Source organism: Neobacillus drentensis, from assembly GCF_036965425.1.
Classification (GTDB): Bacteria; Bacillota; Bacilli; order Bacillales; family Cytobacillaceae; genus Neobacillus; species Neobacillus drentensis_F.
In genome coordinates, this window is sequence record NZ_JBALPP010000139.1 from 75,492 (window position 1) to 102,274 (window position 26,783).

General features: G+C 41.5%; 24 protein-coding genes, 2 tRNA genes and 1 rRNA gene. 1 reads left to right on the plus strand and 26 read right to left on the minus strand.

Annotated features, from left to right (window positions below; genetic code table 11):
• Positions 1 to 74: 74 nt before the first annotated feature.
• The 19 genes from V7161_RS27070 to V7161_RS27160 form a co-directional block, all read right to left on the minus strand.
• Entirely contained in the window at positions 75 to 1,550 is a 1,476-nt protein-coding gene (locus V7161_RS27070) for a sugar ABC transporter ATP-binding protein (protein ID WP_335715901.1), read from the minus strand.
• A 12-nt stretch (positions 1,551 to 1,562) separates the two neighbouring features.
• Positions 1,563 to 2,372, minus strand: coding sequence for an AraC family transcriptional regulator (locus V7161_RS27075; RefSeq protein ID WP_335715902.1), 810 nt, complete (start codon positions 2,370 to 2,372; stop codon positions 1,563 to 1,565).
• 66 nt (positions 2,373 to 2,438) lie between these two features.
• The gene (locus V7161_RS27080; protein ID WP_335715903.1) at positions 2,439 to 3,290 is read right to left on the minus strand and encodes a sugar phosphate isomerase/epimerase family protein; all 852 of its coding nucleotides are present in this window, start codon (positions 3,288 to 3,290) and stop codon (positions 2,439 to 2,441) included.
• 185 nt (positions 3,291 to 3,475) lie between these two features.
• Positions 3,476 to 4,510, minus strand: a complete 1,035-nt coding sequence (locus V7161_RS27085) for a zinc-dependent alcohol dehydrogenase family protein (protein ID WP_335715904.1) — start codon at positions 4,508 to 4,510, stop codon at positions 3,476 to 3,478.
• Positions 4,511 to 4,580: 70 nt separating this feature from the next.
• Complete coding sequence (locus V7161_RS27090) at positions 4,581 to 5,549, minus strand: sugar phosphate isomerase/epimerase family protein (RefSeq protein ID WP_335715905.1); 969 nt, start codon at positions 5,547 to 5,549, stop codon at positions 4,581 to 4,583.
• A complete protein-coding gene (locus V7161_RS27095; protein WP_335715906.1) occupies positions 5,546 to 6,724 on the minus strand; it encodes a Gfo/Idh/MocA family protein in 1,179 nt (392 codons plus the stop codon). The genes V7161_RS27090 and V7161_RS27095 overlap by 4 nt, the downstream gene beginning before the upstream one ends.
• A gap of 26 nt (positions 6,725 to 6,750) precedes the next feature.
• Positions 6,751 to 7,578, minus strand: a complete 828-nt coding sequence (locus V7161_RS27100) for a hypothetical protein (RefSeq protein WP_335715907.1) — start codon at positions 7,576 to 7,578, stop codon at positions 6,751 to 6,753.
• Positions 7,579 to 7,608: 30 nt separating this feature from the next.
• Complete coding sequence (locus tag V7161_RS27105) at positions 7,609 to 7,878, minus strand: ferredoxin family protein (RefSeq protein ID WP_335715908.1); 270 nt, start codon at positions 7,876 to 7,878, stop codon at positions 7,609 to 7,611.
• A gap of 1 nt (position 7,879) precedes the next feature.
• A complete protein-coding gene (locus V7161_RS27110) occupies positions 7,880 to 9,172 on the minus strand; it encodes an FAD-dependent oxidoreductase (RefSeq protein ID WP_335715909.1) in 1,293 nt (430 codons plus the stop codon).
• The gene (locus V7161_RS27115; protein WP_335715910.1) at positions 9,165 to 10,145 is read right to left on the minus strand and encodes an electron transfer flavoprotein subunit alpha/FixB family protein; all 981 of its coding nucleotides are present in this window, start codon (positions 10,143 to 10,145) and stop codon (positions 9,165 to 9,167) included. Before V7161_RS27115 ends, V7161_RS27110 begins: the two co-directional genes overlap by 8 nt.
• A gap of 30 nt (positions 10,146 to 10,175) precedes the next feature.
• Positions 10,176 to 12,125, minus strand: a complete 1,950-nt coding sequence (locus V7161_RS27120) for an FAD-dependent oxidoreductase (protein ID WP_335715911.1) — start codon at positions 12,123 to 12,125, stop codon at positions 10,176 to 10,178.
• A 44-nt stretch (positions 12,126 to 12,169) separates the two neighbouring features.
• Positions 12,170 to 12,469: a putative quinol monooxygenase gene (locus V7161_RS27125; RefSeq protein WP_335715912.1), complete on the minus strand. Its 300-nt coding sequence runs from the start codon at positions 12,467 to 12,469 to the stop codon at positions 12,170 to 12,172.
• A gap of 17 nt (positions 12,470 to 12,486) precedes the next feature.
• The gene (locus V7161_RS27130) at positions 12,487 to 13,299 is read right to left on the minus strand and encodes a sugar phosphate isomerase/epimerase family protein (RefSeq protein ID WP_335715913.1); all 813 of its coding nucleotides are present in this window, start codon (positions 13,297 to 13,299) and stop codon (positions 12,487 to 12,489) included.
• An 84-nt stretch (positions 13,300 to 13,383) separates the two neighbouring features.
• Positions 13,384 to 14,547, minus strand: coding sequence for a Gfo/Idh/MocA family protein (locus tag V7161_RS27135; RefSeq protein ID WP_335715914.1), 1,164 nt, complete (start codon positions 14,545 to 14,547; stop codon positions 13,384 to 13,386).
• A 69-nt stretch (positions 14,548 to 14,616) separates the two neighbouring features.
• A complete protein-coding gene (locus V7161_RS27140; protein WP_335715915.1) occupies positions 14,617 to 16,119 on the minus strand; it encodes a sugar ABC transporter ATP-binding protein in 1,503 nt (500 codons plus the stop codon).
• 87 nt (positions 16,120 to 16,206) lie between these two features.
• Positions 16,207 to 17,205, minus strand: coding sequence for an ABC transporter permease (locus V7161_RS27145; protein WP_335715916.1), 999 nt, complete (start codon positions 17,203 to 17,205; stop codon positions 16,207 to 16,209).
• A gap of 105 nt (positions 17,206 to 17,310) precedes the next feature.
• Entirely contained in the window at positions 17,311 to 18,465 is a 1,155-nt protein-coding gene (locus V7161_RS27150) for a substrate-binding domain-containing protein (protein WP_335715917.1), read from the minus strand.
• A gap of 128 nt (positions 18,466 to 18,593) precedes the next feature.
• Entirely contained in the window at positions 18,594 to 19,625 is a 1,032-nt protein-coding gene (locus tag V7161_RS27155; RefSeq protein ID WP_335715918.1) for a LacI family DNA-binding transcriptional regulator, read from the minus strand.
• Positions 19,626 to 19,817: 192 nt separating this feature from the next.
• Positions 19,818 to 20,531 carry a LytR/AlgR family response regulator transcription factor gene (locus tag V7161_RS27160; RefSeq protein ID WP_335715919.1) on the minus strand — a complete coding sequence of 238 codons (714 nt, stop codon included), beginning with the start codon at positions 20,529 to 20,531 and terminating at the stop codon, positions 19,818 to 19,820.
• Between the two features lie 167 nt (positions 20,532 to 20,698).
• Between V7161_RS27160 and V7161_RS27165 the strand changes: the two genes are divergently transcribed.
• On the plus strand, positions 20,699 to 23,245 hold the full coding sequence (locus V7161_RS27165) for a substrate-binding domain-containing protein (RefSeq protein WP_335715920.1): 2,547 nt from the start codon (positions 20,699 to 20,701) through the stop codon (positions 23,243 to 23,245).
• A 353-nt stretch (positions 23,246 to 23,598) separates the two neighbouring features.
• On the opposite strand, the gene tsaD is transcribed toward V7161_RS27165, so the two are convergent.
• The 7 genes from tsaD to rrf all read right to left on the minus strand — a co-directional run bounded on the left by tsaD (position 23,599) and on the right by rrf (position 26,777).
• Positions 23,599 to 24,624, minus strand: a complete 1,026-nt coding sequence (gene tsaD / locus V7161_RS27170; protein WP_335715921.1) for a tRNA (adenosine(37)-N6)-threonylcarbamoyltransferase complex transferase subunit TsaD — start codon at positions 24,622 to 24,624, stop codon at positions 23,599 to 23,601.
• Positions 24,621 to 25,070 carry a ribosomal protein S18-alanine N-acetyltransferase gene (gene rimI / locus V7161_RS27175; RefSeq protein ID WP_289989126.1) on the minus strand — a complete coding sequence of 150 codons (450 nt, stop codon included), beginning with the start codon at positions 25,068 to 25,070 and terminating at the stop codon, positions 24,621 to 24,623. The genes tsaD and rimI overlap by 4 nt, the downstream gene beginning before the upstream one ends.
• Before the next feature lie 10 nt (positions 25,071 to 25,080).
• On the minus strand, positions 25,081 to 25,788 hold the full coding sequence (gene tsaB, locus V7161_RS27180) for a tRNA (adenosine(37)-N6)-threonylcarbamoyltransferase complex dimerization subunit type 1 TsaB (RefSeq protein ID WP_335715922.1): 708 nt from the start codon (positions 25,786 to 25,788) through the stop codon (positions 25,081 to 25,083).
• A complete protein-coding gene (gene tsaE, locus V7161_RS27185) occupies positions 25,785 to 26,240 on the minus strand; it encodes a tRNA (adenosine(37)-N6)-threonylcarbamoyltransferase complex ATPase subunit type 1 TsaE (RefSeq protein ID WP_335715923.1) in 456 nt (151 codons plus the stop codon). The genes tsaB and tsaE overlap by 4 nt, the downstream gene beginning before the upstream one ends.
• 182 nt (positions 26,241 to 26,422) lie before the next feature.
• Positions 26,423 to 26,499: transfer RNA gene (locus tag V7161_RS27190), tRNA-Asp, on the minus strand.
• A gap of 4 nt (positions 26,500 to 26,503) precedes the next feature.
• Positions 26,504 to 26,577, minus strand: a tRNA-Met gene (locus V7161_RS27195).
• Between the two features lie 83 nt (positions 26,578 to 26,660).
• A 5S ribosomal RNA gene (gene rrf / locus V7161_RS27200) occupies positions 26,661 to 26,777 on the minus strand.
• Between the last annotated feature and the right edge of the window lie 6 nt (positions 26,778 to 26,783).

Consider the following 26,783-nt stretch of genomic DNA (forward strand, 5'->3'; position numbering starts at 1 on the left):
GAACAAAGATATACTATATTGTTAACGCTTACAAAATAAAAAAGCCTCTCCATGATTATGGAAAGACTTATTAACTATTGAATTGCAATTCTCCTAATTCTTTCTTCAGATGCATGGGTATGATGAATCTCGTCTACAATTTGCCCATCACGCAAAACTAAGATTCTGTTACACAAACCGATTAGTTCGGTAATGTCTGAGGAAATAACCATGATCCCCTTCCCTTTCTGCGCAAGATCATGTATAGCTAAATATAATTGACATCTTGATCCGATATCAATGCCCCGAGTCGGTTCATTTAATAATAGCAATTTACTATCCGCGACCAACCATTTCCCCAGGATAACTTTTTGCTGATTTCCACTGCTCAAATACTTAATTTGATCATGGATATGTTTTAATTTGATATCTAGTTCCATTACTTTTTCTAATGCGGTATCCTGCTCTTCATTCCGCTTAATAACTTGCCATTTATTGAATTTGTCCAAGCTTGAAATGGTTAGATTTTGTGATATATCCATATTCGTCAAAAGCCCCTCTTCCAGACGATTTTCGCTAACGTATCCAATACGTTCATCTACAGCCTCATAGGGATTTTCTAATTTAATTTCTTTACCTCGCCAATAAATATGGCCTGACTCTTTTGGCACTTGCCCTATGATAATTTTTGATAACTCTGTTCGCCCCGATCTAGATAACCCGGCTATTCCCAGTATTTCTCCTTCATATAACGAAAAGTTAATATTTCTTAGGAGAGGTGCTCGTGACAAATTTTCCACCCGCAGCATCTCTTCACCCTTACTAGCTAAAATAGGAGGGAAATAATGACCAATATCCTTTCCTATCATTTGTTTAACCATTTCCCTTTTATTTAAGGCTTTGATATCGCTGGTATTGATATGCCGACCATCTCTTAAAATCGTCACCCGGTCACTTATTTTTAGCACTTCATCCAATTGATGGGAAATAAAGATGATTCCTATTCCTTGCTTTTTAAATTCTTTGATTAGTTGATACAATCGGTTACGTTCAACTTCATTTAAGTTTGCCGTTGGTTCGTCCATTATTAAAATGTTTGACTTTCTACTTAGTGCTCTAGCAATGGAAACGATATACCGTTCTCCTGGATCTATCGAAGAAACCAGTGAATTGGGGTTCATTGGACATCCTAAGAGCTCTAACAAGCGTCTTGCTTCATTCTTCATCTTTAAAAAATTCGGAATGAATCCTAATAGTTTAGGATAGTTTCCTAAATATATATTTTCGGCAATACTCATACTTCGAACTAACATTGGTTCCTGGTAAATTGTCGAAATACCTAATTTTTGTGCCTCTTGAGTGCAAGAGATTTTAACCTTTTCTTTATTAATATAAATTTCACCCTCATCAGGGGTATAAATGCCCGCAATCATTTTAATTAAGGTGCTTTTACCAGCTCCATTTTCCCCGATAATCGAATGGACTTCACCTGCTCTTAATTCAAAGTTGATTCCATCTAATACTTTTGTTCCGAAAAAAGATTTATCAATATTTTTCAATTCTAGAAACATAAGTCCACCTGCCTATTCCTTAATCTTTCTATATTTTCCCGGCGGAATCCCTGTTATTTTTTTAAAAAGCAAATTGAAATAATTAGCATTTTCGTAGCCTATTAACGATCCTATTTCTCTCACAGAAAGGTTGGAATGCTCCAGCAGCCTTTTGGCTTCATTTATACGGCACTGAATCATGTATTGAATGGGCGGCATCCCAACTTCTTCTTTAAAAACATGAGCTAAATGGTAGGGGCTTACATAAACGAGGTTAGCTAAATCGTTTAATGTCAGCTCCTGACGAAAATTCCCTTCAATATATTTTTTTACTTCAAGGCAAATCGAAGAAAGGATAGGATGATTGCCATTTTCCAAAAGACGTGTAACTTTAATAACAACAGTTTGTAAAATCGAAGATATGATATCCTGATAACCGGTACGTTTTAAATCATATTCATTTAATATGGCATTTAAATAATTAAGAATCTCCTTTTTTTCTTCCTGCAGAGGGATAATTGGAAGATCCGTGGACTCTATCAAAATACCTTTTTTATTTCCATTGATATAAATATTGGAAAAACAGATAGATATCCCTTTTAGGGGCTCATCTATACTAGATTTCCCCTCAAACCTAATGAATGGATTTAAAATAATCAGGTCCCCTGCATTTCCGATAAAACGTTTTTCTTCAAATTTAAAGTCACCACGCCCTTGTTCTATAAAAATTATCTCGGTATAGTCTTCGTCCTTATGTTTTTTAAATACCTTAGGATTTTTTTGATTGATTTCTGATGCAGTGATAAATCGAGGAGTTTCTAGAAGAATTGAGGATTTTTGCACGGAGAATACCCCCTTTAAAGAAGAATGGGCGATGGCAGGTTGTCACCGCCCGTTTATTGTTGAATGTTATTTGTATTCCCAACCAATTTCTTTTAATTTATCTTTCAAGTAAGCAATAGAGGTCTTCGCGTACCAGTCCGGCTCGGATTGTCTGGTATTGAAGCCGACTTCCATTGATAAATATCCGTCGTAGTTGATTTCCTTTAATGCTCTTAAAACCGCGGCGAAATCACAGCGTCCATGACCTGGAGGCAGGCGGTCGCTGTCAGCGATATGAACATGATGAAGCTTGTCCTTCATGCGGTATACATAGTCGCTCGCCACTTCATTGCGGTATAAAGCATGGAAGGTATCGAACATAACCTTTACATTATCCATACCGGATTGCTCTGCTAAAAGAAGGGCATCGTCAGCTGTTTCAATTAGGTTGCTATCTGCAGGAGTTGGCTCAACCACTAGTGTCACACCAAGATCCTTTGCATATTGAGCTACTTCAATTAAGCCTTCCAAGCTATAGTTCCATGCTTCCTGCTGTGAAGTTCCAAATACAACCCAGCCCGCAATCCACATAACTGTCGGACATTCCCATTCATGCGCTAAACGAACAACTTCTTTATAATGATTAATCGTAAATTCTCTTTCTTCTTTTAAAGGAGAGCTTGGGTTCATTCCTGGACCGCCGCCTGGTGCTGGCAGCATCGATGAAACCTTTAAATTCTTTTCCTTTAATAATGCTTTGATTTCTTGTCTTCTTTCAGGTGATAAATAGTCCGGCCATGCATGTGGCGCAGCGCAGCCAATTTCAATGGCATCATAACCAAATGAAGAGAGACGGTTAATGACTTCCTCTAGAGGATAAGAAGAAAGCCAGTTTGGAAAACTACTATAAACCCATGTATTAAATGCTATACCTTTCAATGTGGACAGCTCCTTTTAATAAAAATATTAATTAAGATAACGGCGGATTGGTTATTTGAGAGTAATATCGGCTTATCCGAGAGTAAACTATATCGTATCCGAGAGTAATAACCTCTCTTCCAAGAGTAACTACATCCCCTACGAGAATAATGACCTCTCATCCGAGAGTAAACAACTCTTCCCTCTTATTCCCAGACAAACACAGCTTTTTCTGTCTTTCTTTCGTCAAACAAACGGAATGCTGTTTCTGCTTCTTCCAATTTGAATCGATGTGTAACCAATTTTTCTACAGGCAGATTTTTTCTGACAATAAACTCCGCAATTTCATTGAACTCTTGGATAGGGAAGTACCAGGATCCCATCACGGAAATTTGTTTGCGGATTAATTGCTGGCTTGGCTTAATCGTTGATTCTTTGCTTTCACCAATAAACGCCACGCGTCCATGAGCTCTTACGCAATCTAATGCGTCATTTTGGGCAAATGGACTTCCGGAGCAATCAATCGCTGCGTCGGCGCCGGCACCTTTTGTAATGCGAGCAATTTCTTCTTGAACATTCACATTTTTACCGTTGATGGTGTAGTCTGCACCTAATTCCTTCGCTAGCTCCAAACGTTCATCAAGCATGTCCACCGTAATGACAGTAGCTCCCAATCCTTTGGCAATCATCACACCGGCACCGCCCATTGGCCCCATTCCAAAAATAACAAGTGTGTCTCGGCCGGAAATGCCTAATCTCTTTTGAGCATGATAGAGAGTTCCTACTGCATCTGTAGAAACAGCTGCGGTTACGAAGCTCATGCTATCCGGAAGTCTCATGCAGTTTTCGGCTGGAACCACCATGTACTCCGCATCTCCGCCATGTGAATCAAAGCCGATGCACTTGAATTCGTTACAGAACATTTTGTAGCCGCTCTTACAATGAGGACATTCCCCGCATCCAAGGGCTAGGTAAACAGCTACGCGGTCACCCGGCTTGAAATTGCTTACGCCATTCCCTGCTTCTGTAATCACTCCTGCCGGCTCATGTCCTGGCACTGTGCATCCGCATTTGGTTCCTTCAAAAACGGATGTCCCGTAATACAAGCTCATATCACTGCGGCAAATAGCAGACGCCTTTAATTGAACAAGTACTTCTCCCTGTCCTGGTGTTGGGATTTCAATCTCGCGAATTTCTACCTTTTTGTCTCCCGGAAAAAATACGGCATTCATTGTTGTCATAGTACTGCCTCCATTTAAATTAATTTTTGTAACCCAAAACGCCACTATCCTCGCTTCATCTGTCTCTAGCTTACGCCCACCACATCTCTGTCAGCTGCTCCTTGAACATAGCTCCTTTTAGAAGGGAAATGGCTTTGCTTAAACCCTCATCCGTAGAAGCAAGCATATCCTCATGTTCAATAGAAATGACATAATCATATCCGACCGCACGCAATGTACTGACAATATCTTTCCAGAACTTTTCATCGGAACCGTAACCGACAGACCTAAACGTCCATGAGCGGTCTAAAATTTCAGAGTAATGCTTTGTATCCAAAACGCCATTTATACTAATATTCGCACGATCTAAATAAGTATCTTTCGCATGAAAATGGAAAATAGCATTTTCGCGGCCCAGCTTTTTGATGGCTTGGACTGGATCGATACCTTGCCAAACAAGGTGACTTGGATCAAAGTTGGCTCCGATGTTTTCTCCGGCATGTTCCCTTAACTTTAAAAGTGTTTCAGGATTATAGACCACAAACCCCGGGTGCATCTCAAAGGCAACGTTAATGCCATGCTCCTTCGCGAATTGTGCTTCCTCTTTCCAATACGGAATGACCATATCGTTCCACTGCCAGTTCAACACATCCAAATATTCTGGCGGCCAGGAACAAGTGACCCAGTTCGGATTTTTAGCTTCTGCATGATCACCAGGGCATCCGGAAAAACCATTCACAACCGGCACACCCAGCCGCTCCGCTAACAAAACAGTTTTTCTCCAAACCTCATGGGAATCCTTCGCAAACTTTTTATCCGGATGCAGCGGATTTCCGTGGCAGCTTAGACCGCTGATCGTTAACCCTCTGCTTTCAATCGCGCGCAGGAAGGAGCTTGCTTTCTTGGGAGATTCAAGTAATTCATCTGGATTACAGTGATGGTTCCCGGGATAATTTCCTGTCCCCAATTCCACTGCTTCGACACCCATCCGTACTAATTTATCCAGCATTTCCTCAAAAGGCAGATTCTGATATAAAGGATTAAATACACCTAGTTTCAAGCCAGAACCTCCTTGCCAGTCTGAACCTTGACCCATTTCTGCTGCTGATGGCTTTCCAAGATCGCATCGGTAATGCACATGGAAATATGTCCATCTTTAAATGTTGCAAAATTAGGCTTGTCTGTTTTCAGGCTCTTGCCATCGCGAACAAACGAATAGAAGTTTAACATCATATTTTTCAAAGCATCCGGCCAGCCTTCATTGTGTCCGCCTGGATGGTGGATGGAAGACCTTGCTTCTGCTGTAAACAAGGCAGGGTCTGCTAGCAAAATTTCATTTGCCCGGTCCCTGTGACCAATCCAAAGTTTTTCTTGCTCTTCCTGATTCCAGAAAACAGAACTTTTACTTCCGTTAATTTCAAAGCTTAGTCTATTTTTTCGGCCTGCACTCACCTGTGATACCGTAAAGGCTCCCCGTGATCCATCTTCAAAGCGGAACAGAACAGATGCATAATCTTCTGTGTTGATCGGAACATCTTCATATTCTTGTTCTTCTAGATTTTGTGTGCTAAAAGTAGCAATCGTATTTTTTGCTTTCTTTCTTACCGGAATTACTGTTGCTAAGTCTGCGAAAACTTGGACAATCCGCTTTCCAGTTACGAACTGGACTGTGTCACACCAGTGTGAACCGATATCGGCGACTGCACGGGAATTGCCGCCCACTTCCGGAGCAAGGCGCCAGTTAAAGTCTGTTTCATACAGTAACCAATCCTGAAGATAGCTTCCATGTACCAAATTTACTTTTCCAAGATCACCGTTTGCTATTTTTGCTTGTAAGTTTTGCACACTACCATGCTGTCTATAGTTAAAATTCACCGCATGGATAACTCCGTGTTCTTCCGCTAACTCCAGCAATTCTGCTGATTCTTCGCTGTTCATTGCAAGTGGTTTTTCAGAGACGACATGCTTTCCGGCTAAAATAATATCCTTATTAATGACATAGTGAAGAAAATTTGGTGTGCAATTGTGCACGACCTGGATTTCGCTGTCTTTCAGCATTTCGCGGTAATCACCAAAGGCTTTTGGAATTCCCAGTTCTGCCGCCTTTTTTTCAGCAGCTTTTTGACTTGTTTCCGCCAAACCGACTACTTCCACGAATCCAAGTCTTCTGATTGCCTCAATATGGGTTGGTCCAATAAAACCCGTTCCAATAATCCCAACCTTTATTTTGTCCATAGTGATCACTCCGTTTCTATCAAACCTTATTTTTTTACAACCTCTTGTTTTTTAAGAAAATGAATAAATTGTTGAGCCACATCCCTCGGATTCCCTTCCAGACGATTGGCGGTACGCTCTTTTACACCGCCAGTGAGGATTTGTTTCAATCTTTTATGGGCACTGATATTGCTGTCAGGCATATAGATTTTTTTAGGTCTTGGACTTGGCGTTTGCAGCGTCATTCGATCCGATTTCATTTGAGTCGTCAGAACATGTTCTTTTACCTTTATTTTCGCTGCCTGAAGAACATTTGAAAGGGATGGTTCTCCATCATGCTCCATGGTCTGATCACACATCATCAATGCAGGTAATTGAACTGTTAATTTTTGCCTTCTTCCACGTCCAAGGGTTCGAGTTGCCACATAATTTTCAGTTGAAACTTGCTCAAGTTCGAGCAGTGAATTAATCAACGTGACCCCGAGCAAATTGGAAAGAGCAGGCCCAACACCGTTTGCCCCACCTCCTTGCTGGCCGGTCATGATCAGATCAAATTTCTGATCAACAAGGATTTCACTTACCTTTTTGGTCATTTCGAAAAGATTTTGTTCATCATTTATCTTAATCAAATCTGCCTCATCAGCTCCTAAACCTAGTAAACTGCGAAGCATATATGGATTGTTTCCGAAATAATAGACATGAATCTCCGAATTTGGTATTTTAGCTTTCAGTTTCGCCGCTTCCTTCATCGCTGCAGAATCTGATTCATCAATAAACAAAGTCGTATTCAATTCACTTAACCCTTTATGGTTTTGCGAAAACAACGGAGTTCCAACTGGAGCTTGTTTCTCCTTTATCAGTACTGCAATTTTCAATCTTTCTCCTCCTCTCCCACGAATCGTTTCTTATCCTAATCGAAAACGAACCCCGCAGCCACCATGCGGAAAATTCCAGGTTACCGCATCTGTCTCGCAGGAAATGCGGCAGGCACCACATTCGAGGCAACCGTCAACTACGAATCTCATTTTTCCGGATTCTAATGTAAAACGTTCGGCTGGACATATATTAAGACAAATTTGTGTAGAGCATTCATTGCATATCGAGGTATCTACTTTTATATGCGGTGTATCATCAGGATTAAAATTTACACGCAAAAGCTTTTCGGTTGTATTCATTTTACATATACCTCCATATTTCAAAGCCGTCCTTAATTAATTGCCACGGTGAAACGTTACCGCGGAGGGAATTTTTCAGTGTTGATGACAAACTCGGTTGAATCGTATCCTCAAAGCCAAATAAATTTTTAGCGATATTGTCGATTAGAACAGGATACTCTCTTCCGATTCGCGGATTTGCTAAAACCTTATGCGTGTTCTGAAACTTTTTAAGGTTTTTTCCCACGAAGGACTGATCAAGCTGAGTTTTATAGGATGCCAATTCTCGCGCCGATGCATTTCCTTTCCTTATACAGTCAACCGCGGTTTTTCCTGCCTCTCTTCCTGAAGCAATGGCATAGTTCATGCCCTGAATCGAAAAGCCGTTATTGATGACCAGCCCCGCAGCATCCCCAGTGACCAAGATCCCATTTCCATATAATTGTGGAACCATGTCAAGTCCCACTTCGGGAACTAAATGAGCACTATATTCCACTAAACTTCCGCCTTCAAGAAACTTTTTAATTTGCGGCTGATTTTTAAAATGCTCTAAAATCGCCCTGGAGTTAACAGAAGTTTCTGCTATGGATCCTAAATTCACAACAATTCCAATGGATAGAGTATTACGATTTGTATAAAGGAAGGCACCGCCATAAACTCCATTTAAAAACTCACCCACAAACTCATACGCGCAGCCTTCACTTCCCTTAAGTCCAAAACGCTCGTTAATTGTTTCCTCAGGCAGTGACAGAATTTCCTTAATACCCAGCCCGATATCCTTTGGCTTTATATCCTGCTTGCGCAAGCCTGCTTTTTGAGCCACCAAGGAATTCACTCCATCTGCACAAATTACGATATCAGCGTAAATGAAGCCATCGGCATGATGCGTTTTGACACCCTTTACAAACCCATCCTCCAAAATCACATCTTCCACTAATGTATTGGTTAAAAGGGTCGCACCAGCTTCTTCCGCTTTATTGGCCAGCCAGCTGTCAAAATGAACTCGGTTCAATGTGCAGGCATTATAGCCATCATTTCTTTCTGTCTCATATTGCATTAAGGATAATGACTCGGCGGTAACCATTCCAATCCCTTTTTTCGAAATCCAGCGCTCAATCGGGGCCTCATTCTTCCAGTTTGGGATAAATTCATCCAAGATCCCTTTAAACATGACTCCGCCAGTTACATTCTTTTCCCCTGGCACAATTGCCCGTTCAATAATACAAACATTCAATCCGGCCCTCGCCATTTCAAGAGCTGCCGCACTGCCGGCCAAACCCGCACCAACCACGATTACATCAAATTTGCTAGACAACTTGGTCACCTCCTAATCCTTCAATAAGAGCAGGTAAAATTTCAAACGCATCGCCTATGATAGCAAGGTCCGCAACCTTTAATAAGGGCGCGTTTGGATCTGAATTAATTCCCACAATAACATCCGATTCTTTGATGCCGATGAGATGGTGGGGAGCGCCTGACACGCCGACGCCTATATATAATCTTGGTGCAACCACGTTTCCTGTCAGACCAATGAGCTTATTGTGCGGGAGAAACCCATTATCTACGACAATCCGGCTTCCTCCCAAAGTCGCTCCTATTAAATTGGCAAACTGGGAAACTAGCTTTAATCCTTTCTCATTGGCAATGCCGTCACCCATTGCCACAACCACTTCGGCTTCTGTTAAGTCAATATTTTCCGCTTTGGCTTTAAACGTTTCCATAATTTTCGGTACCATTCCATTAACAAGCGGATTCACTTTCTGAACGGTAACCGGATTTTTTTTCTCAAAATAAGGATTTCTGCCTGTGCCGCTTGGGATGATGGTTGCAAAAGCAACGTTTGAATGTTTCGGCAGGATGCGAACTTCATCGACTTTACCGTTATACGTTGATTGATGGATTTTAAAGTCACCGGCATCAATAGAAATTTGCCGGCAGGAATGGAAAAATACGCCGTCCGATGAAGCTGCCGCAATGGCTAATATGGTTTCTCCCAACAAATTATTGGCAGAAAGCAGTAAACCCAGCTTTGCTTCGCCTACTAAACATCCTATTTCACTGCCTGCTAACTGCCCGCATGGATCATCGTCTAGTGTAAAAGGCAATTCCCAAAATACATCGATGGCCGCTTGTGTTAGTTCCTCCTGGGAGATGGCTTCGCTGTAGGCCGCCCCTATGAGACTCCCTCCCAAAAGATCGGCCAGCTTTTTGCTGTCCTTCACGATATTCTTACTATCCTCCGTGATTTTTCCTTCTTCCCCTTCAATAAAAACAAGGACATTATTCATACCAGGATGCTCCCCTCTAACCATTCCGATCTATAGTTTGCGCCCAATTTCCTCTCCATCCCAAACTGCCTGCTCGATCATCCTTGGTGCAGCACTATCACCAATACGATAGATTTCTTTACACTTGCCTTTTAAGGAGAAGTATAAATCGGTGATAGAGCGGTTTTGGGTGGCATAGACAAAGGAATCATAACCGCCAATTTCGGTTTCCTTTTCCGTGTATACATTTTTTAGCACTGCACTATTTCCATTAATCGATACAACTTCATGATGCGGTGTCATTTCTACATCCATTTCCATAAAGCGTTGATAGAACATAACCTGATTACTTGGTTCCAAATTTTCTCCAACAAAGTTTAGATGTGTGACCATATTTACATGTACGCCTTGTGAAGCTAATAATTCTGCTACTCCTGCACCCTTGTAATGTCCATTTTCATCAATAAACAATACTCGATTTCCAACTGTTGCTTTTCCGTCGATCACATCATAAACGCTGTAGACATTATCCTGGCTGCCGCCTGGAACATCGAGCGGTGCAACGCTGGAACCCGTTGCGATCACAACTACATCCGGGTTAAAATCCAGTACGGTCTTTTCATCCGCTTCTACGTTATAGTGAATGTCTACACCGAGACGATTGACGCGCTTAATTAAATGAGAAATCACACCATGTACCTGGTCCCGATGCGGCAGCTTACTTGCTAATAGAACCTGGCCGCCAAGCTTATCATCTTTCTCAAGCAGAGTAACCTGGTGCCCTCTTAATGCGGCTATTTCACTTACCTTCAAGCCGGCTACACCACCGCCGACCACGACAATTCGTTTTTTCTGGTCTGCTTCTTGTAAGGTGCCGATACCCAGTTCCTTTTCAAGCCCTACCGCAGGATTATGAATGCACCGAATTGGCTTTTCCTGCATGACTTGATAAATACATCCATCATTACAAGCGATACAGTTTCGAATATCCTCTTCTTCACCGCGCTGCGCTTTATTTGGAAGTTCTGGATCCGCGATTAAGGCCCTTGCCATTCCTACAAAATCCGCATGTCCATCAGCTAAAATCTTCTCAGCCTGAACTGGATCATTAATGCGGCCAAAAGAGATAATCGGCAGATTGATAATTTCTTTAAGCGTTGCGCCCATATAAACCGCGAACCCGGCGGGAACAGACATAGGCGGAATTTCCATATAAAAACTTGAGAAGGATCCGGCGTCGGTATTGATGTAGGTTACCATGCCTGTTTCCTCAAACGCCTTTGCAAGTTTGATTCCATATTCCAGATCGTAGCCCCAAGGGGTAAATTCATCCAGGCAAAGACGAATGCCTACTGGGTAATCATCCCCTACTGCTTTGCGTACTGCCCGGAGGACCTCCATCGGCAGCCGCAGTCGATTTTCAAATGAACCGCCATATTCATCGGTACGCTTATTAAAAAATTCAGAGACAAAAGAGCGTAATAAACCATCATGTGCGACCTTTATCTCTACACCATCAAACCCTGCTTGTTTATAGTGATAAGCGGATTTTGCAAATCCTTCAATCGTTTCTTGGATATCTTCTATTTCCATTTCCTTCGTGTTGAACGAACTGGACGGTTCCGGCATTTGGGTAGGAGCTAATAAAATTTGTGGAGGATTCTTTAATGTAGTATGACCGGCATGGTTAATTTGTCCAAAGATTTTCCCCCCATTTTCATGGACCATGTCAGCATACATGCGCAGCCCAGGCACAATGGCAGGGTCCCATCCACGTACAAATCGATTGGACATTTGTCCTGATAATGTAGCGGCTATGCCATACATGATAACTAAGCCAGCTCCGCCTTTCGCCCGTTCAGCATAATAGCGTGCCTCCCGTTCATGCGGCATGCCATCTTCAAAAGTCAATGCATCAAAATGAGGCTGAAATACAATTCGGTTTTTAATCGTGACATTCCCGATCTTAAACGGGGTAAACAAATAATCAAAGTTACTCATTACAGGTCTCTCCTTTAGATTACGCCTCCGTTCCTCGCAAATGGTCAGCGGGAGATTGAGGCGATTTCTTCAAAATGGTTGAGTTTAATTTCGTCAGCCAAAAGTGATTCGAGCTTTTCTAGCAATGCTTTCATATGAGGAGTAGAGTCATGATATTCCCAGGCTTCTTGATCCTTATATTTTTCATAGAATGTAAACTTCCCTGGAGTATCCTTCACCCGATGAAGGATATAAATTAGAGCACCTTCCTCATTTTGTACTTCTGAAACCATGTGGACGAGGGCATCTTCAAGTTCCTTTTCTTTACCTGACTTCGCTTGTAAAGTAGCTGTGAAAACGATCAATTGTATCTCCTCCGGGCCTATTTAAAATAATTCTCCAAATAACGGTAGCTGTGCTCTGCCAGATATTCCACATCTTCGCCAATATCATTGGCTTCAACTGTAAATTCAACGTTGTTTCCATGATTTTGGATGACGTTAAAAATCTCCTCAAACTGAACATCACCCTTGCCTAGCGGCTGGAATTTACCATTCCCAAAGTCCTTCAGATGCATGTAACGAATTCTATCAATATATCTTTTTACAACTGCAAGTGCATCTCCCCCGGCACCATGGATATGGCCTGTATCGACACAAAGATTGATTTTGGTCTGTGGCATTAGTTGATCGAGTTGTCCCTCTGTTTCTACCATCGAGTCAAGATGGTGGTGGAAGCTGGCCATTAACCCATTCTCTTCACATAAATCAACTACTCGATCCAATCCTGTTGCCAGTTTGGTAAAATCACTTTCCCTGATTCCGTCCCGTCTTATAGCTCCGCCCCCTACAATTAGGTGTTTCGCTCCAAATACTTTTGCCGCATAAATCGCCCTATCAATTTTGTAAAATTCCTCTTCAAGGATTTCATCGAAAATAAAGTTCGCAGCTGTATAAACAGCCCCTAGTTCAACTTTGTTTTCTTCTAACAGATGAGTGAATTCGTTTCTTCTATTAATATAGCTATATAAATTCCCATCGAAGATCTCAATTCTCTCAAAACCCGTTTTGCCAATAACCTTAACCGCCTCTTCAATCGGACCAATAGATAAGTAGAACAAATCTTTTATCGACGGAACGCCTACAGGATGGCCAACTGTATGGCCCCATGCATTTGTCATAAATCCAATTTGCATTAACAGCACCACTTTCTTTGTGAAAATAAATACAATCTATTCAATAAATGCATGTGAAAAGGGAGTTTGTACGCTCCCTTTTATTTATTCACTTTCAACCTTTTCCCACTGTCTTGAAGCAGCCGATCTTTCCACCGCGTCCAGAACAGCCTGGTTCCGCACTCCGTCTACAAAATTCGGGGATGGGCTATATCCATTTGTAATCCCATCCATCAGATCAGCCATTAAGTTAATAAACGTATGCTCGTAGCCGATAATGAGACCCGGCGGCCAGTATGCTGCAGCAAATGGATGATGCTCCTCGGTACAGTTGATTGTGCGGAACCCCTGCAGCCCTGGTTCATCATCCGTAAAATACACTTGGAGATTATTCATATTCTCCAAATCCCAGCGGATGGACCCTTTTTCACCGTTAATTTCAAAGCGGTTGCCATTTCGATTGCCAGCTGCTACACGGGTTGCCTCAAACACGCCCATTGCTCCGTTTTCAAATCTGGCCAAAAATGCGGTGGCATCGTCTACTTCAACCATTCCCTTAGAAGTTTCATCGGCAATTGCTTTTAAGCCAAAGCTCGCTTTCTCAAGCGGCCTTTCCTTAATAATCGTTTCCATCATACTTGTTACTTCTGTGAATTCTCCGACCAAAAACCGCGCAAGGTCCAAAATATGCGCCGCTATATCGCCCAAAGCTCCTGACCCCGTTACATCCTTGCGCAGGCGCCATACTAATGGAAAGTTAGGATCCACAATAAAGTCCTGTAAATAGGTGGCTCGTACATGATAAATTCTGCCCAGACGGCCTTCCGAAATTAGTTTCTTGGCGTACTGTACTGCAGGAGCATAACGGTAAGCGTGGCCAATCATGTGTACAACTCCGGACTTCTGAACCGCCTTCAGCATTCTCCTTGCTTCATCCAATGTCATTGCCAGAGGCTTTTCACAAAACACATGTTTACCTGCTTCTGCAGCAGCAATCGCCATTTCCGCATGTGTGTGGTTCGGAGTGACAATATCAATCAGATCAATATCATCACGTTCAATCAAACGCTGCCAATCCGTTTCATAAGAAGCAAAACCAAATTTATCTGCCGCTGCACTCAAAGCATCCTCGTTCCGGCCAGCTATTGCCTGCAATACCGGCTCAGTTTCCGGATCAAAATAAAAGGGCAAATCACGGAAAGCATGGCTGTGTGCCTTTGCCACAAACTTATATCCGATCATTCCTACTCTAACTTTCTTTTTCCCCAACAGAATCCACCGATCCTTCCTTGATTAAGTAATCGATTACATTTATAGATCCGTCTCTTAAAAATCCGTTTACTGTTGGATGGCGTGCTCTAATTCCGCCTCGGATTCGATCAGATCCCCATCTAATTCACCAGTGATTCTTCCATCCTTTAAGACAATAATCCGATCACAGATGGCCATAAGTTCGGCCAATTCGGAGGAGATTAAGATGACACCAAGACCTTGATTGGCCAAATTCCTTATTACATTAACGATTTCACCTTTAGCCCCGATATCCACACCTGCTGTTGGTTCATCCATAATCAATACCTTTGGGTTGGTTTCCAGCCATTTTGCGATAACAACCTTTTGCTGATTACCACCAGATAATAACGAGATTGTTTTATTCATAGAATCAGTTTTGATAGAAAGCTCTTCAATATAGGAGTTAACCGTTTTTTCCACGTTCTTTTTATCTATTGCAAGGCCTTTTCTAAATTTATTTATTACTGGCAGGACCATGTTATCCTTGACCGTATGCATTAATACTAATCCTTGCCTTCTTCTATCTTCAGGAATCAACGCAACTCCGGCATTAATCCCATCTTTCACCGATTTAATTTTGACCTTTTGATTATCGAGGATAATTTCTCCTGCTTTTGCAGGATTAAGTCCAAAAATGGCTTCTCCTATTTCGGTTCTTCCAGATCCCATCAATCCGGCAAACCCAATAATTTCACCCTTTTTTAAATGAAAGTTAATATTCTTGATTTTGTCATTAATAGTCAGATTTTTTACCTCTAAAATGTTTGAACCTGTAACTTTCTTTTCTCTCTTGATTCGTTTAAATGCTTTCTCGGCAGATGTACTGCCAAGAAGGTGTTCAATGATGGATTCCATATTTAAGTTCTTGGTTTCCGTTGTCAACACATGCCGTCCATCTCTCATGACCGTAATCGAGTCAGTGATCTGGAATATTTCATGCATCCGGTGAGAAATGTAAATGATGGTAACCCCTTTTTTCTTTAATTTCTCCACGATACCAAAGAGGATTTGTGTTTCAGCCTCTGTAAGAGAGGCTGTCGGTTCATCCATGACCAAAATTTTTGCTTCACGTGACAGAGCTTTGGCGATTTCAATCAGCTGGCAATACCCTACACCAAGCGTATTGACGACTGCACTAGGATCGACATCGATTTCAAACGTTGCCAAGAGCTCAGCAGCTTTTCTTTCCATTTCCTTTTTATTGATAATTTGAAGGCCTTTTTCTTTTACCTTCTGGTTAAGAAAGATGTTCTCAGCCACAGTCAAAGTAGGTATTAGGCTCATTTCCTGAAAAATCATTCGAATACCATTCTCACTGGCATCCTTTGTTGACGAAATCTTAATCGTCTCTCCGTTGACTTTGACCGTTCCTGAATCAGAGGTATATACCCCAGTTAAGATTTTCATCATGGTGGATTTACCCGCGCCATTTCCACCTATCAGGGCATGCACTTCACCCTTTTTGATTTTTAGATTAATATTGTGCAATACTTGTATCTCATTAAATGACTTGTTGATATTTTCCATTTCAAGGATGTATTGACTCAATGCTTATCACCTCTTGATTGTCCCCTTCTCAGCAGCTTCTTCCTTAGCGCTTTAGGAGACGGTAATATGATACAAATTTTATAACGATTACTTTCTGGCTTTTCTGCGGCTTCCTAATGTACTAAGTGCTACAAACAGGATGATAATACCGCCGCGAACCATCATTTGCTGGCTGATGCTTAATCCGCCAATGATCAGACCATTGTTAATGATCCCCATAAGCAAAGAACCGATGACAGAACCGATTACCGTGCCAACGCCACCTGCCATGCTTGTTCCACCAAGAATAACCGCCGCAATAACAGAAAGCTCATCGCCTTCACCGAAAGTGTAGCGTGCTGTCTGTACTCTTCCTGCGTAAAGCATGCCTGCAAAACTTGCAGCAATACCTGACATAACGAAAACGGCAATTTTGATTCTGTCTACGTTGATACCTGTATATTTGGCAGATAATTCATTACCGCCAGTAGCCATTACTTTTTTACCAAAAGGCAGTTTATTTAAAACAAAATATCCAATCACTAAGGCAACAACAGTCCAGATTAATAGAATCGGAACAGGACCGATTTGACCAAGACCGAAGATAAAATTATAAGTATCATTTGTAATCGGAACCGCCGCCGTGTTGGTTGTCCACATGGCAGCACCTTTGATAATACTTAACATCCCAAGTGTCACGAGGAAAGATGGGATCCCTACTTTTGTGACAAACATACCGTTGATTAAACCAACAGTTGCGCCGAGCGCAATTCCTGCTAATACGGCAAGTAAAATACTATTGGTACTTTGCAGCACCAGTGCTACGATGATGGAAGACAACGCTACTGTAGAGCCAATCGAAAGGTCAATTTCCTTGGCGCCAATTACAAATGTGCACGCCACAGCCATAATGGAAATCATCGCTGTTTGCTTTGTAATATTTAAAATATTGTTCACAGAGAAAAATTTATCGCCAAACATTAGCGTAAACGCGACCAGCACTATAGCAAAAATGATATAGACCATGTAGTCACTAAAATTGATAGTTGTCTTTTTTGTTTGCTTAGTTTTTACTGAAATGTCAACAAGATTTTTTGCAGTCTGCATACATAACCACCTCATTATTAGAATTCATATCGTTCAATATGAAAGGTTAATAGTTAAGCAGCACGCCTGCGCTTAACTATTACTCTGTAAGAAATGCATCCTTTATTACTTCTTTAATGCCTTTTTCACAATCGCTGGAGCGTCCTTATGGTAGGCAATTTGGAATGCATCCGCTACATTCTCTTTCATGACAGGAAGAGCAGGCGGACAAATATAAGAAGGAACTTCTTTTCCAATCAGTGCATATGCAGCCGCCATTGCTTCTGCAATCCCTTGATCATAAGAACGTGGAGCAGCTGTTCCTTGAATCATGCCGTCTTCCGCAATATTCCTCGCCGTGTTTTCTCCTAAGTCTACTGTCGTAATGACCAAATCATTTCTACCCGCTGACTTAGCTGATGCACTAATGGCTTCGGCCGGTACATCCCAGCTGGCATAGACGCCCTTTAAGTTTGGCTGATTTACCAGCAAACCGTCTGCAACTTCTCCTACTTTGTTCGGGTCTGCAAATGGAGACTCAGCTACCAATTTGATATTTGGATATTTTTTAATTTCATCCTTGAATCCTCGATCACGTTCATTGGTTACAAAGAATACGGCATCATAGTAAACACTCGCAACTTCACCCTTGTAGCCAATTTGCTTAGCCAGCATATCTGCTGCAGCTACTCCGTTGCCATAGCTGTCTGCATTAACAAGAGTGGCATAGTCTTTTCCAGGCTTGAATCCTTTCGGGATATTTTCCATAAATACTAGTTTCGTTCCAGCTTTTGCAACCTCTTTATAGGCTGATGCTGTTGCTTCCGGATCCACAGGCATGGTAATCATGACATCCGGTTTAAGAGCCATTGTGCTTTCAATGTTGGCAATTTCCGTTTGAGCATTGAAATTTGCATCTGTTACGGAAACAACTTTAACGCCAAGCTCTTCAAGCAGGGACTTGGCAGCTGCCAATTTTACTTGGTTCGGTGCGTTACTTTGCATATGATAAACAAAGGCAGCGGTGAAATTTCCATCTTTTAGTTTCTGTTTTTCCTCGTCTGTCAATGTTAATTGTGAAGGAGAGACAGCTTTCTCGCCGTATGGTCCAACCCCTAGAACCTCAGTTGGATTAAGATTTATTTCTTTAACCGGCGCTGTTGCAGCAGCATCTTTTGCACTTGTTTCAGAGGACTTTTCTGAAGTAGTAGTAGAAGCACAAGCTGCTAAACTGAATGTGACTCCAACCGCAAGACCTAGTGACAATAATTTCTTTTTCATTTTATTTCCTCCTTGAATATGATTGTAATTGATTACAATAAACACCAAATCTCGCATTCGTTTTCAAAAGGGCAGCAGAGAAAATAGTTCGAAGCCCTGCAACCACCTCCTTACCAAGTGTATATTCCTTAATATACCTTTAACTTTTTTTCACCAAGAAATGAGGAATAGGTACGGCATGTGTTTCGAATCATCAAGCGATGAGGCAATACAATTTGGTTGCGAGTCAACTCTTCTTTTTTAATAATCGACAGCAGCATTTGCATAGCCTGATAACCCATGTCATACCTCGGCTGCGAAACAGAGGTCAGTTCCGGTTCCACCAACCCGCACAGCGGAATATCGTCAAATCCGATAACAGATATATCGTTAGGAACTTGCAGCCCTCTTTGTTTAATCGCCTTCATTGCTCCAACAGCCATTTCATCATTTGTCGCGAATACCGCTGTCGGAGGATCCTTTAAAGCCAGGAGCTTCAGCATCGTTTCATATCCTGAAGTAACCGAAAAATTTCCTTCTTGAATCAGCACTCCCTCTATCGGGATTTCATTTAAATTCAAAGCCTGATAATAACCTTTCACTCGATCCTTGCTAAGGATGACGTCCAGAGGTCCAGTAATCATTCCAATCCGCCGATGACCAAGACGGATCAAGTGCTCTACCGCTTCTCGTCCTGCGCTGACATTATCAATCGAAACAGTTGGTATATCGAAACCATCAATATACTCACATGCTAATACCACTGGGATTTCCTGGCTCGCTGCCAGAATTTCTTCTTTTGGCAATCTTGCCGTTGCTAAGATCAAACCGTCGACTACACGCTCTTTTACCAGATTGATATAATCCCTTTCCTGTTCAAGACTATTACCTGTATCGCCCAGCAGAACATGGTAGCCAAATTCTAAGGCGACATCTTTAAACCCTTGCAGAATACTTGAGAAAAAGGGATTGGTGATATCGGGTACGACTGCCATTACAGTTTTTGAAGACATTTTCCTTAGGTTACTCGCCAGTCTGTTTGGCTTATATTCCAGTTTGTTAACGGCTTTTAAAACCCTGTCACGTGTCTTTGAAGAAACGTTCATGTTGTTTGATAAAACTCTCGAAACGGTGGCTGTTGAAACCTTGGCCATTTTTGCTACATCGACAATCCCAACCATCTTTTTCGTTTCCTTTCTGAATCTCTATAACCGGATTGTAATCGATTACAAAATTGTCGTCTAACGAGCTTCGGACAAGGGTTTTGTCCATTGGGAACCGCTTTCTATCCAATCGTATAAACCTTTTATTCATTCGGACAAAATATTCATAAATTTCAAAAAAACAAAAAAGAGATCCAGTTAAACTGGACCTCATAATGATTTATTTTTTTGCAATTCTGCTAGCTTATTCTTGGAAACCTTCGCCGTCTCGTCGTAATTTTTAAAATAGGCTTTATAGGACTGACCGGATGCTTCAATCCTTTTTAAATGCTGCAAGTTGATTATAAAGGATCGGTGCGAGGCCACAAATCGTGAATCAAGAATTTCCTCTAGATTTGTTAACGCCTCGTTTACCTCGATTTTTTGTTCCATCATATGGATAACCGCTTTTCGGTCCGCTCTTTCAATAAAAATAATCTCATCCAAAGGGATAAAGGAATACTGATTGTATTGTTTAATCATTAGATCCTTTTTTATCGATGGCGGCTGCCGGTCAGCGGGCGGTTTCGAAAATGCCGCTGCTCGATCAAGCGACGCATACAGTCTGGTACGGTCGATCGGCTTGACAATGTAATCGATTGCATTCACATCAAAAGCTTCCAAAGCATATTCATCATACCCTGTAATGAAAATCACCTGTAAAGAAGGGACAATTTTTTTACAGGATTTCACAGCTTCCATACCATTCAATAATGGCATATGAATATCGACTAAGGCGATATCGGGCCGTTCCACCATTACTTTGCTGATTAACTCTTCTCCATTTGCTGCTTCTCCAACAACCTGAAAGTTGGGAACGGTTTTAATAAAATGCTTCAACAACTTTCTGGATGGTGCATCGTCATCTGCAATCAAAACTCTCATAGGTCATCCCCCAAAGCCTACTATTTTGAAATTATCAGCAAAATTCATTACAAACAGTATAAGGCAGTTTATCCTGTATAGGAAGCCTTTTAGAAAAATTGATTCAGACATGAACCACTAGACTATAATAAAGCTAATAACCCGCATTTGAAAAGGCAGGGAGAGAAATGGATCTCAACTTATATAAAGAAGTGCTTCGGACGATGTCAGAATGCGTGATTATCCATGAAAAATCGGGAAATATGGTCGCCCTGAATGATAATGTTGAAAAGGTACTGGGATTTTCAGAGGAATTATTAACAGAATCCACCCTTAGGCAATTTGAATTTTTTCGAGAAGACGGCACCCGTTTACCTTATTCCGGGCTGCCAAATGTCCTCACCCTCGAACAGGGTATTCCTTTTAAAGATTTTATAGTGGGTGGAAAGGATCTAAATCACAACTTGAAATGGCTTTCCATTAATTCAACACCGCTTAAAAGGGATGGCGCGCAGGCTGCCCTTGTGACGATTTCCGATATCACCGAACGAAGAAAAATGGCACACGCGCTACTTCAAGCAAAAGAAGAGGCGGAAAAAGCCAATATGGCCAAATCGGACTTTCTATCGAAAATGAGTCACGAACTCCGTACACCTTTGAATGGAATCCTGGGTTTTGCGCAGCTATTGGAAATAGATGAAACTTTAAACGAGGAGCAGCAGGATTTTGTCCAGGAGATTTTAAGCGGCGGGAATCATTTATTAAGTTTGATTAATGATATTTTAGATCTCTCCAGAATCGAAACAGGTCAATTAAAGGTCACTTTAGAAGAGGTTAATCTGCTTGCCATTATCAATGAATGTATTAAGATTGTTCAGCCGCTGGCCCAAAAGAAAGAAATTAGACTCCATAACCGGGTGAATCCATCGCAAAGCATAGTCGTTCTTGCCGATACCATTCGGCTTAAACAAATTCTTCTTAACCTGCTCGATAATGCGATTAAATATAACCGCATAGGCGGCAAAGTCATTATCTACTCTTATTTGAAAGGAAACGAGGCTTTCGTGCATGTTGTAGATACAGGAGCAGGAATTTCTGCTGACGAGTATCAGAAAGTCTTTGTTCCATTTTATCGGGTTGAGGGAACACAAGAAGAAGGAACAGGTATTGGATTGTCTATGGTGAAACAGCTTGTCCATCAAATGGGGGGCAGCATTAATGTAACGAGCCAAAAACGAATTGGAAGTAATTTTTCCTTCAGCCTCCCCCTTTCCCACGATTTAAAGGCAGCTGTGAGATGGGGTGAGAATGTCGAATCTCATGCGGTGAATGAAAATAAGACCGAGCAATATTGCTTGCTGTATATCGAAGATAATGAATCTAACTTAAATCTTGTCACGAACATTATGAAATCGCAACCTTCCTATACCTTTTTATCTGCCCGTACCGGAAAAGAAGGCTTAGAAATGGCGGCTAAAGAAAAGGTTGACTTGATTCTCCTTGATCTGGATCTCCCGGATATACACGGAAACGAGGTTTTTGAGCGTTTAAAATCTTGTGGAAAAACGAAAGACATTGCTATCATCGCAGTAAGTGCCAATGCTATACCGCAAGATATTCAATATACATTTGACCTGGGGTTCGATAATTATGTGACAAAACCCTTTAATATACAAGAGTTTTTATCCGTCATAAAAGAGACCCTGCTTAATACGATCAATCAGAATATACCGGCAGATAAAATTTTAAGTCAAGGACCACATGGAGAGGAAGCTGTTTCGGCCAAAACACTCCAATTATCATTGAAAGATCTGAGAAAGCTGAAAGAAAAGAAGTATAAAGCGGCGATTGCGATGCACTATACGGAAAATGATTTTTCAACCGCAACCATCAATGGTTTAAAGGATACGTTCGAGAAAATGGGGATCGAAGTTGTGGCGGTTTCGGATGCAGAATTTAAGGCTAATAAACAAATTTCAGATATCGAAACCATTATAGAGCTGAAGGCAGATGTCATTGTTAGTTTACCGGTCAATCCACATACAACGGCTCCTGTCTTTAAAAAGGCATCGAAAGCAGGCATCAAACTAATCTTTATGGACAGTATGCCTGAGGGCTTGGAAGCAGGCAAAGATTATGTAAGCGTTGTAACGTCAGATAACTATGGAAATGGTATTTTCGCTGGAGAGATTATGGGGGATGCCCTAAATGGAGCAGGCAAGATTGGGGTTATATTTCACAATGCTGATTTTTTTGTCAATAATCAGCGAGTCGAAGCATTTGAAACGACCATCAAAGAAAACTATCCAAATATAAAAATTGCGGCACGAGCTGGAATCACCACTCCAAAAGAAGCGGAAAAAGCAGCCTCTGATATGTTAGCAACGAGCCCTGATTTAGATGGAATTTTTGCGATTTGGGATCAGCCGGCGGAGGGAGTACTGGCTGCTGCCCGCAAAGCCGGGAAAAATGATATCGTCATTACAACCGTTGATTTAGGAAGTAATGTGGCGATTGACATTGCTTCTGACGGAAATATAAAAGGCCTTGGAGCACAGCTGCCTTATGAAAATGGTGTGGCGCAGGCGATTATTGCGGGATATTCCTTGCTTGGAAAGGAAGTGGCTCCTTTCTATGTGGTACCGGCGATGAAAGTAACAAAAGAAAATGTCTTAAAGGTTTGGAAATTGGCTTATCGCCAAGATGCACCAAATGCTATTCAAAAGTACTTCTAACAATCATTTAAGGGTGCCTGTTGCAAAATCCCTTTTTACAATGCATACTTTTTTAATCAAATGCTTGATTAGTTTTCCGAACTTAGTCATACCAAGGGTTCAATACTACTCAAGCAATCGTTTGATTAGGTTTCCTTGGACCCAACCTTTTTAATCAAATGATTGATTAGTTTTATTAACTTAGTGATACCTTGGCCTCAACCTCATTTAATTAATCGTTTGATTAGTTTTGTTGCCATATTAATCAATCGTTTAATTAGTTTTATATACTTAGTGATAACCTTGGCCTCAGCCTTATTTAATCAATCGTTTGAATAGTTATTGATCAAAAAAACCCTTCCATTTAGGAAGGGTTAATCATTATAGATTTCGATATCTAGTCCTGGGTTGGCATTAAGCGAAAGACCGGCTCTTATTCCTTTTTCAAACATAATGCTTCCAGCAGCAGCAATCATTGCCGCATTATCGGTGCATAATGCTAATGGAGGAATCACCAATTCGACTTCAGCCTTTTCTGAAAAAGTCTTTTCTAATGCACTTCTAAGACCTTTATTTGCAGCTACACCGCCAGCAACCAATAGCTGTTTCACTCCATATTCATCTACTGCTCTTTCTGTTTTTTTCACAAGAACTTCAATAACACTTGCTTGAAAGCTGGCAGCCAGATCCTCTGGTGCAATTGTCTCGCCGCGCTGTTCAGCATTGTGGACAGTATTGATAACTGCCGATTTTAACCCGCTGAAGCTAAAGTCATAAGACCCTTCCTCAAGCCATGCACGTGGTAAATCAATTGTTGGGCTTCCCTCGTGTGCCAAACGGTCAATGTGCGGCCCACCTGGATATGGCATATTCAACGTTCTAGCCACTTTGTCATAGGCTTCCCCAGCAGCATCATCACGCGTTTCGCCGATTACTTCAAAATAACCATGCTCCCTCATATAAACAAGCTCTGTATGCCCGCCTGAAACAACTAGGGCTAACAGCGGGAATTTCATTTCTGTTACCAGTCGGTTTGCGTAAATATGCCCGGCAATATGATGAACAGGCACAAGCGGAATATTATGAGCAAAGGCAAGGGCTTTCGCTGCATTCACCCCAATTAATAAAGCCCCGACTAAACCCGGTCCTTCTGTAACAGTAATGGCATCAATTTCTGCAAATGTTAAATCCGCTTGATTCAAAGCCTCTTCAATCACGATAGTCATTTGTTCTACATGATGTCGTGACGCAATCTCCGGTACCACGCCGCCAAACCGTTTATGGCTTTCAATTTGAGATGCTACAACATTTGCCGCAATTTCCCGGCCATTTTTAATAATCGCAACTGCCGTTTCATCACAGCTCGTTTCGATTCCCAATATATACTGATCTTTTATCATAAATTCACCCACATTACTAGCGCATCTTCCTGATTATCTGAATAATAATTTTTCCGGATCCCGCCATTTTGAAAGCCTAGTTTACGGTATAGAGATTGTGCCACATGATTGGTTACCCGGACCTCAAGGGTCATGCTCTTTGCCCCCATTTCCCTTGAAACAGACATCAATTTGCGCATCATCGTCTCCCCAAGCTTTCTGCCGCGAGATTCCGGCAAAATGGCTACATTCGTTACATGCGCTTCATCAATCACAATCCACGTACCGCAGTATCCGATTATTTTATTGTCTTCCTCAAGCACTATATAAACGGCAAACTTGTTATTGTGCAATTCATTATAAAAAGCTTCACGGCTCCATGGCACAGTAAACGAGGCCTGTTCAACAGCTAAAACCTGGTCGATATCCTCTTCCCTCATATAGCGAAAAACATAAGAATCTACCATTTTTCTATCCCTATCCATTTGAATTTTTTCCTTTTGCTTCTAACCACTTAGCTTCGGCTTCAGCTAAGCGAATATAATTAGGTACAAAAGTATGTACATCTTCCCCATCTTTGTTGCGTCCCAACAAGGCCAGTTCAGAAGGACGAGGATTATGTTCTGTGATGCTTGCAAAAAATGCTTTAGTCCCTACGATTTCTTCAAGCTTCGATTGATGAAGCGGCAGATCATTCCCGACAAACAATATGGGCTTTGTCATTTCGGCTAGTTTAGCTGCCCAATCTACAGCCATAACTAACTGATCCTGCTCTACAACTGATAGCTGTCCGTTCTCAAACTGATACAGCCCAGTATAGACTTGTCCTCTTCTTGCGTCAAATAATGGAGACACATAGCCATCAAAATAGCGCCCTGTTCCAGATGCTAAAATTTCAAGACTAGAGATGCCCACCAGTGGAATATTTAAAGTCCATGCCAGTGTTTTTGCAATCGTAACCCCAATTCTTACACCCGTATAAGACCCTGGGCCCTTTGCCACCACTATTTTCGTTAAATCTCCCGGCACTCGTTCACAATCCTTCATTAACGTCTGGATGGCAGGCATGATTCGGACAGAATGATTCTTTTTTAAATTTGTAATATACTCCCCAAGCACTTGGTTTTCTTCTAAAAGCGAAACTCCTAATGCATAATTAGAAGTATCGATTGCTAAAATTGTCATGCAAAAATCTCCTTACATAATTGCTCATATCTTTTACCCTTTGGCTTGAGAACAATTTTCCGCTTATCCTGCTCCTCATGATACAAGTAAATGGTTAATAGGTCCGATGGCAATTGCTCTTCAATTAAATGAGCCCATTCCACTACTGTTACTCCATCACCTTCAAAGTATTCATCAAACCCTAAGTCCTCATAAGCATCTGCTACCCGATAAACATCCATGTGATATAATGGCAGGTTTCCGTTATATTCTTTAATGATAGTGAAGGTCGGACTATTTACAGTTTTCTTAATGTTGAGTCCTTTTGCCAGACCTTTTGTAAAAGTAGTCTTACCGGCTCCTAAATCACCTTCAAGAGCAATCACATCTCCCGGTTGTAAAAAGGAGGCTAATCTTTCAGCAAACTGGGTAGTTTCATCAGAATTCGTTGTATTTAATTCAAATTGGTTCATTCCATCACCTATTTACTCTCTATCTTCATTTTACCTAATTTTAGATGCAAAAAAACCTTAGGATATCTCCTAAGGATGCCTATTCTTTATGTAGTTTACATGATTTTTTCCTTTTACGCAAAAAAGCATGGTTTTTGGATAAAAAAAAGACGAAACTCTTGTTTCGTACTTACTTAAAAATATGGCGGTCTGGACGGGACTCGAACCCGCGACCTCCTGCGTGACAGGCAGGCATTCTAACCAACTGAACTACCAGACCAAGATTGCGGAGGCAGGATTTGAACCTGCGACCTTCGGGTTATGAGCCCGACGAGCTACCAGACTGCTCCACCCCGCGACGGTATAAATGACTCAAATATTAACCACCATATTAGTTTATGCTCAGTCATAAATTTTATACATGGTTTTTTAGAAAAAACAGCCTGGCAACGTCCTACTCTCACAGGGGCGCGTGCCCCAACTACCATCGGCGCTGAGAAGCTTAACTTCCGTGTTCGGTATGGGAACGGGTGTGACCTTCTCGCCATAATTACCAGACTATTT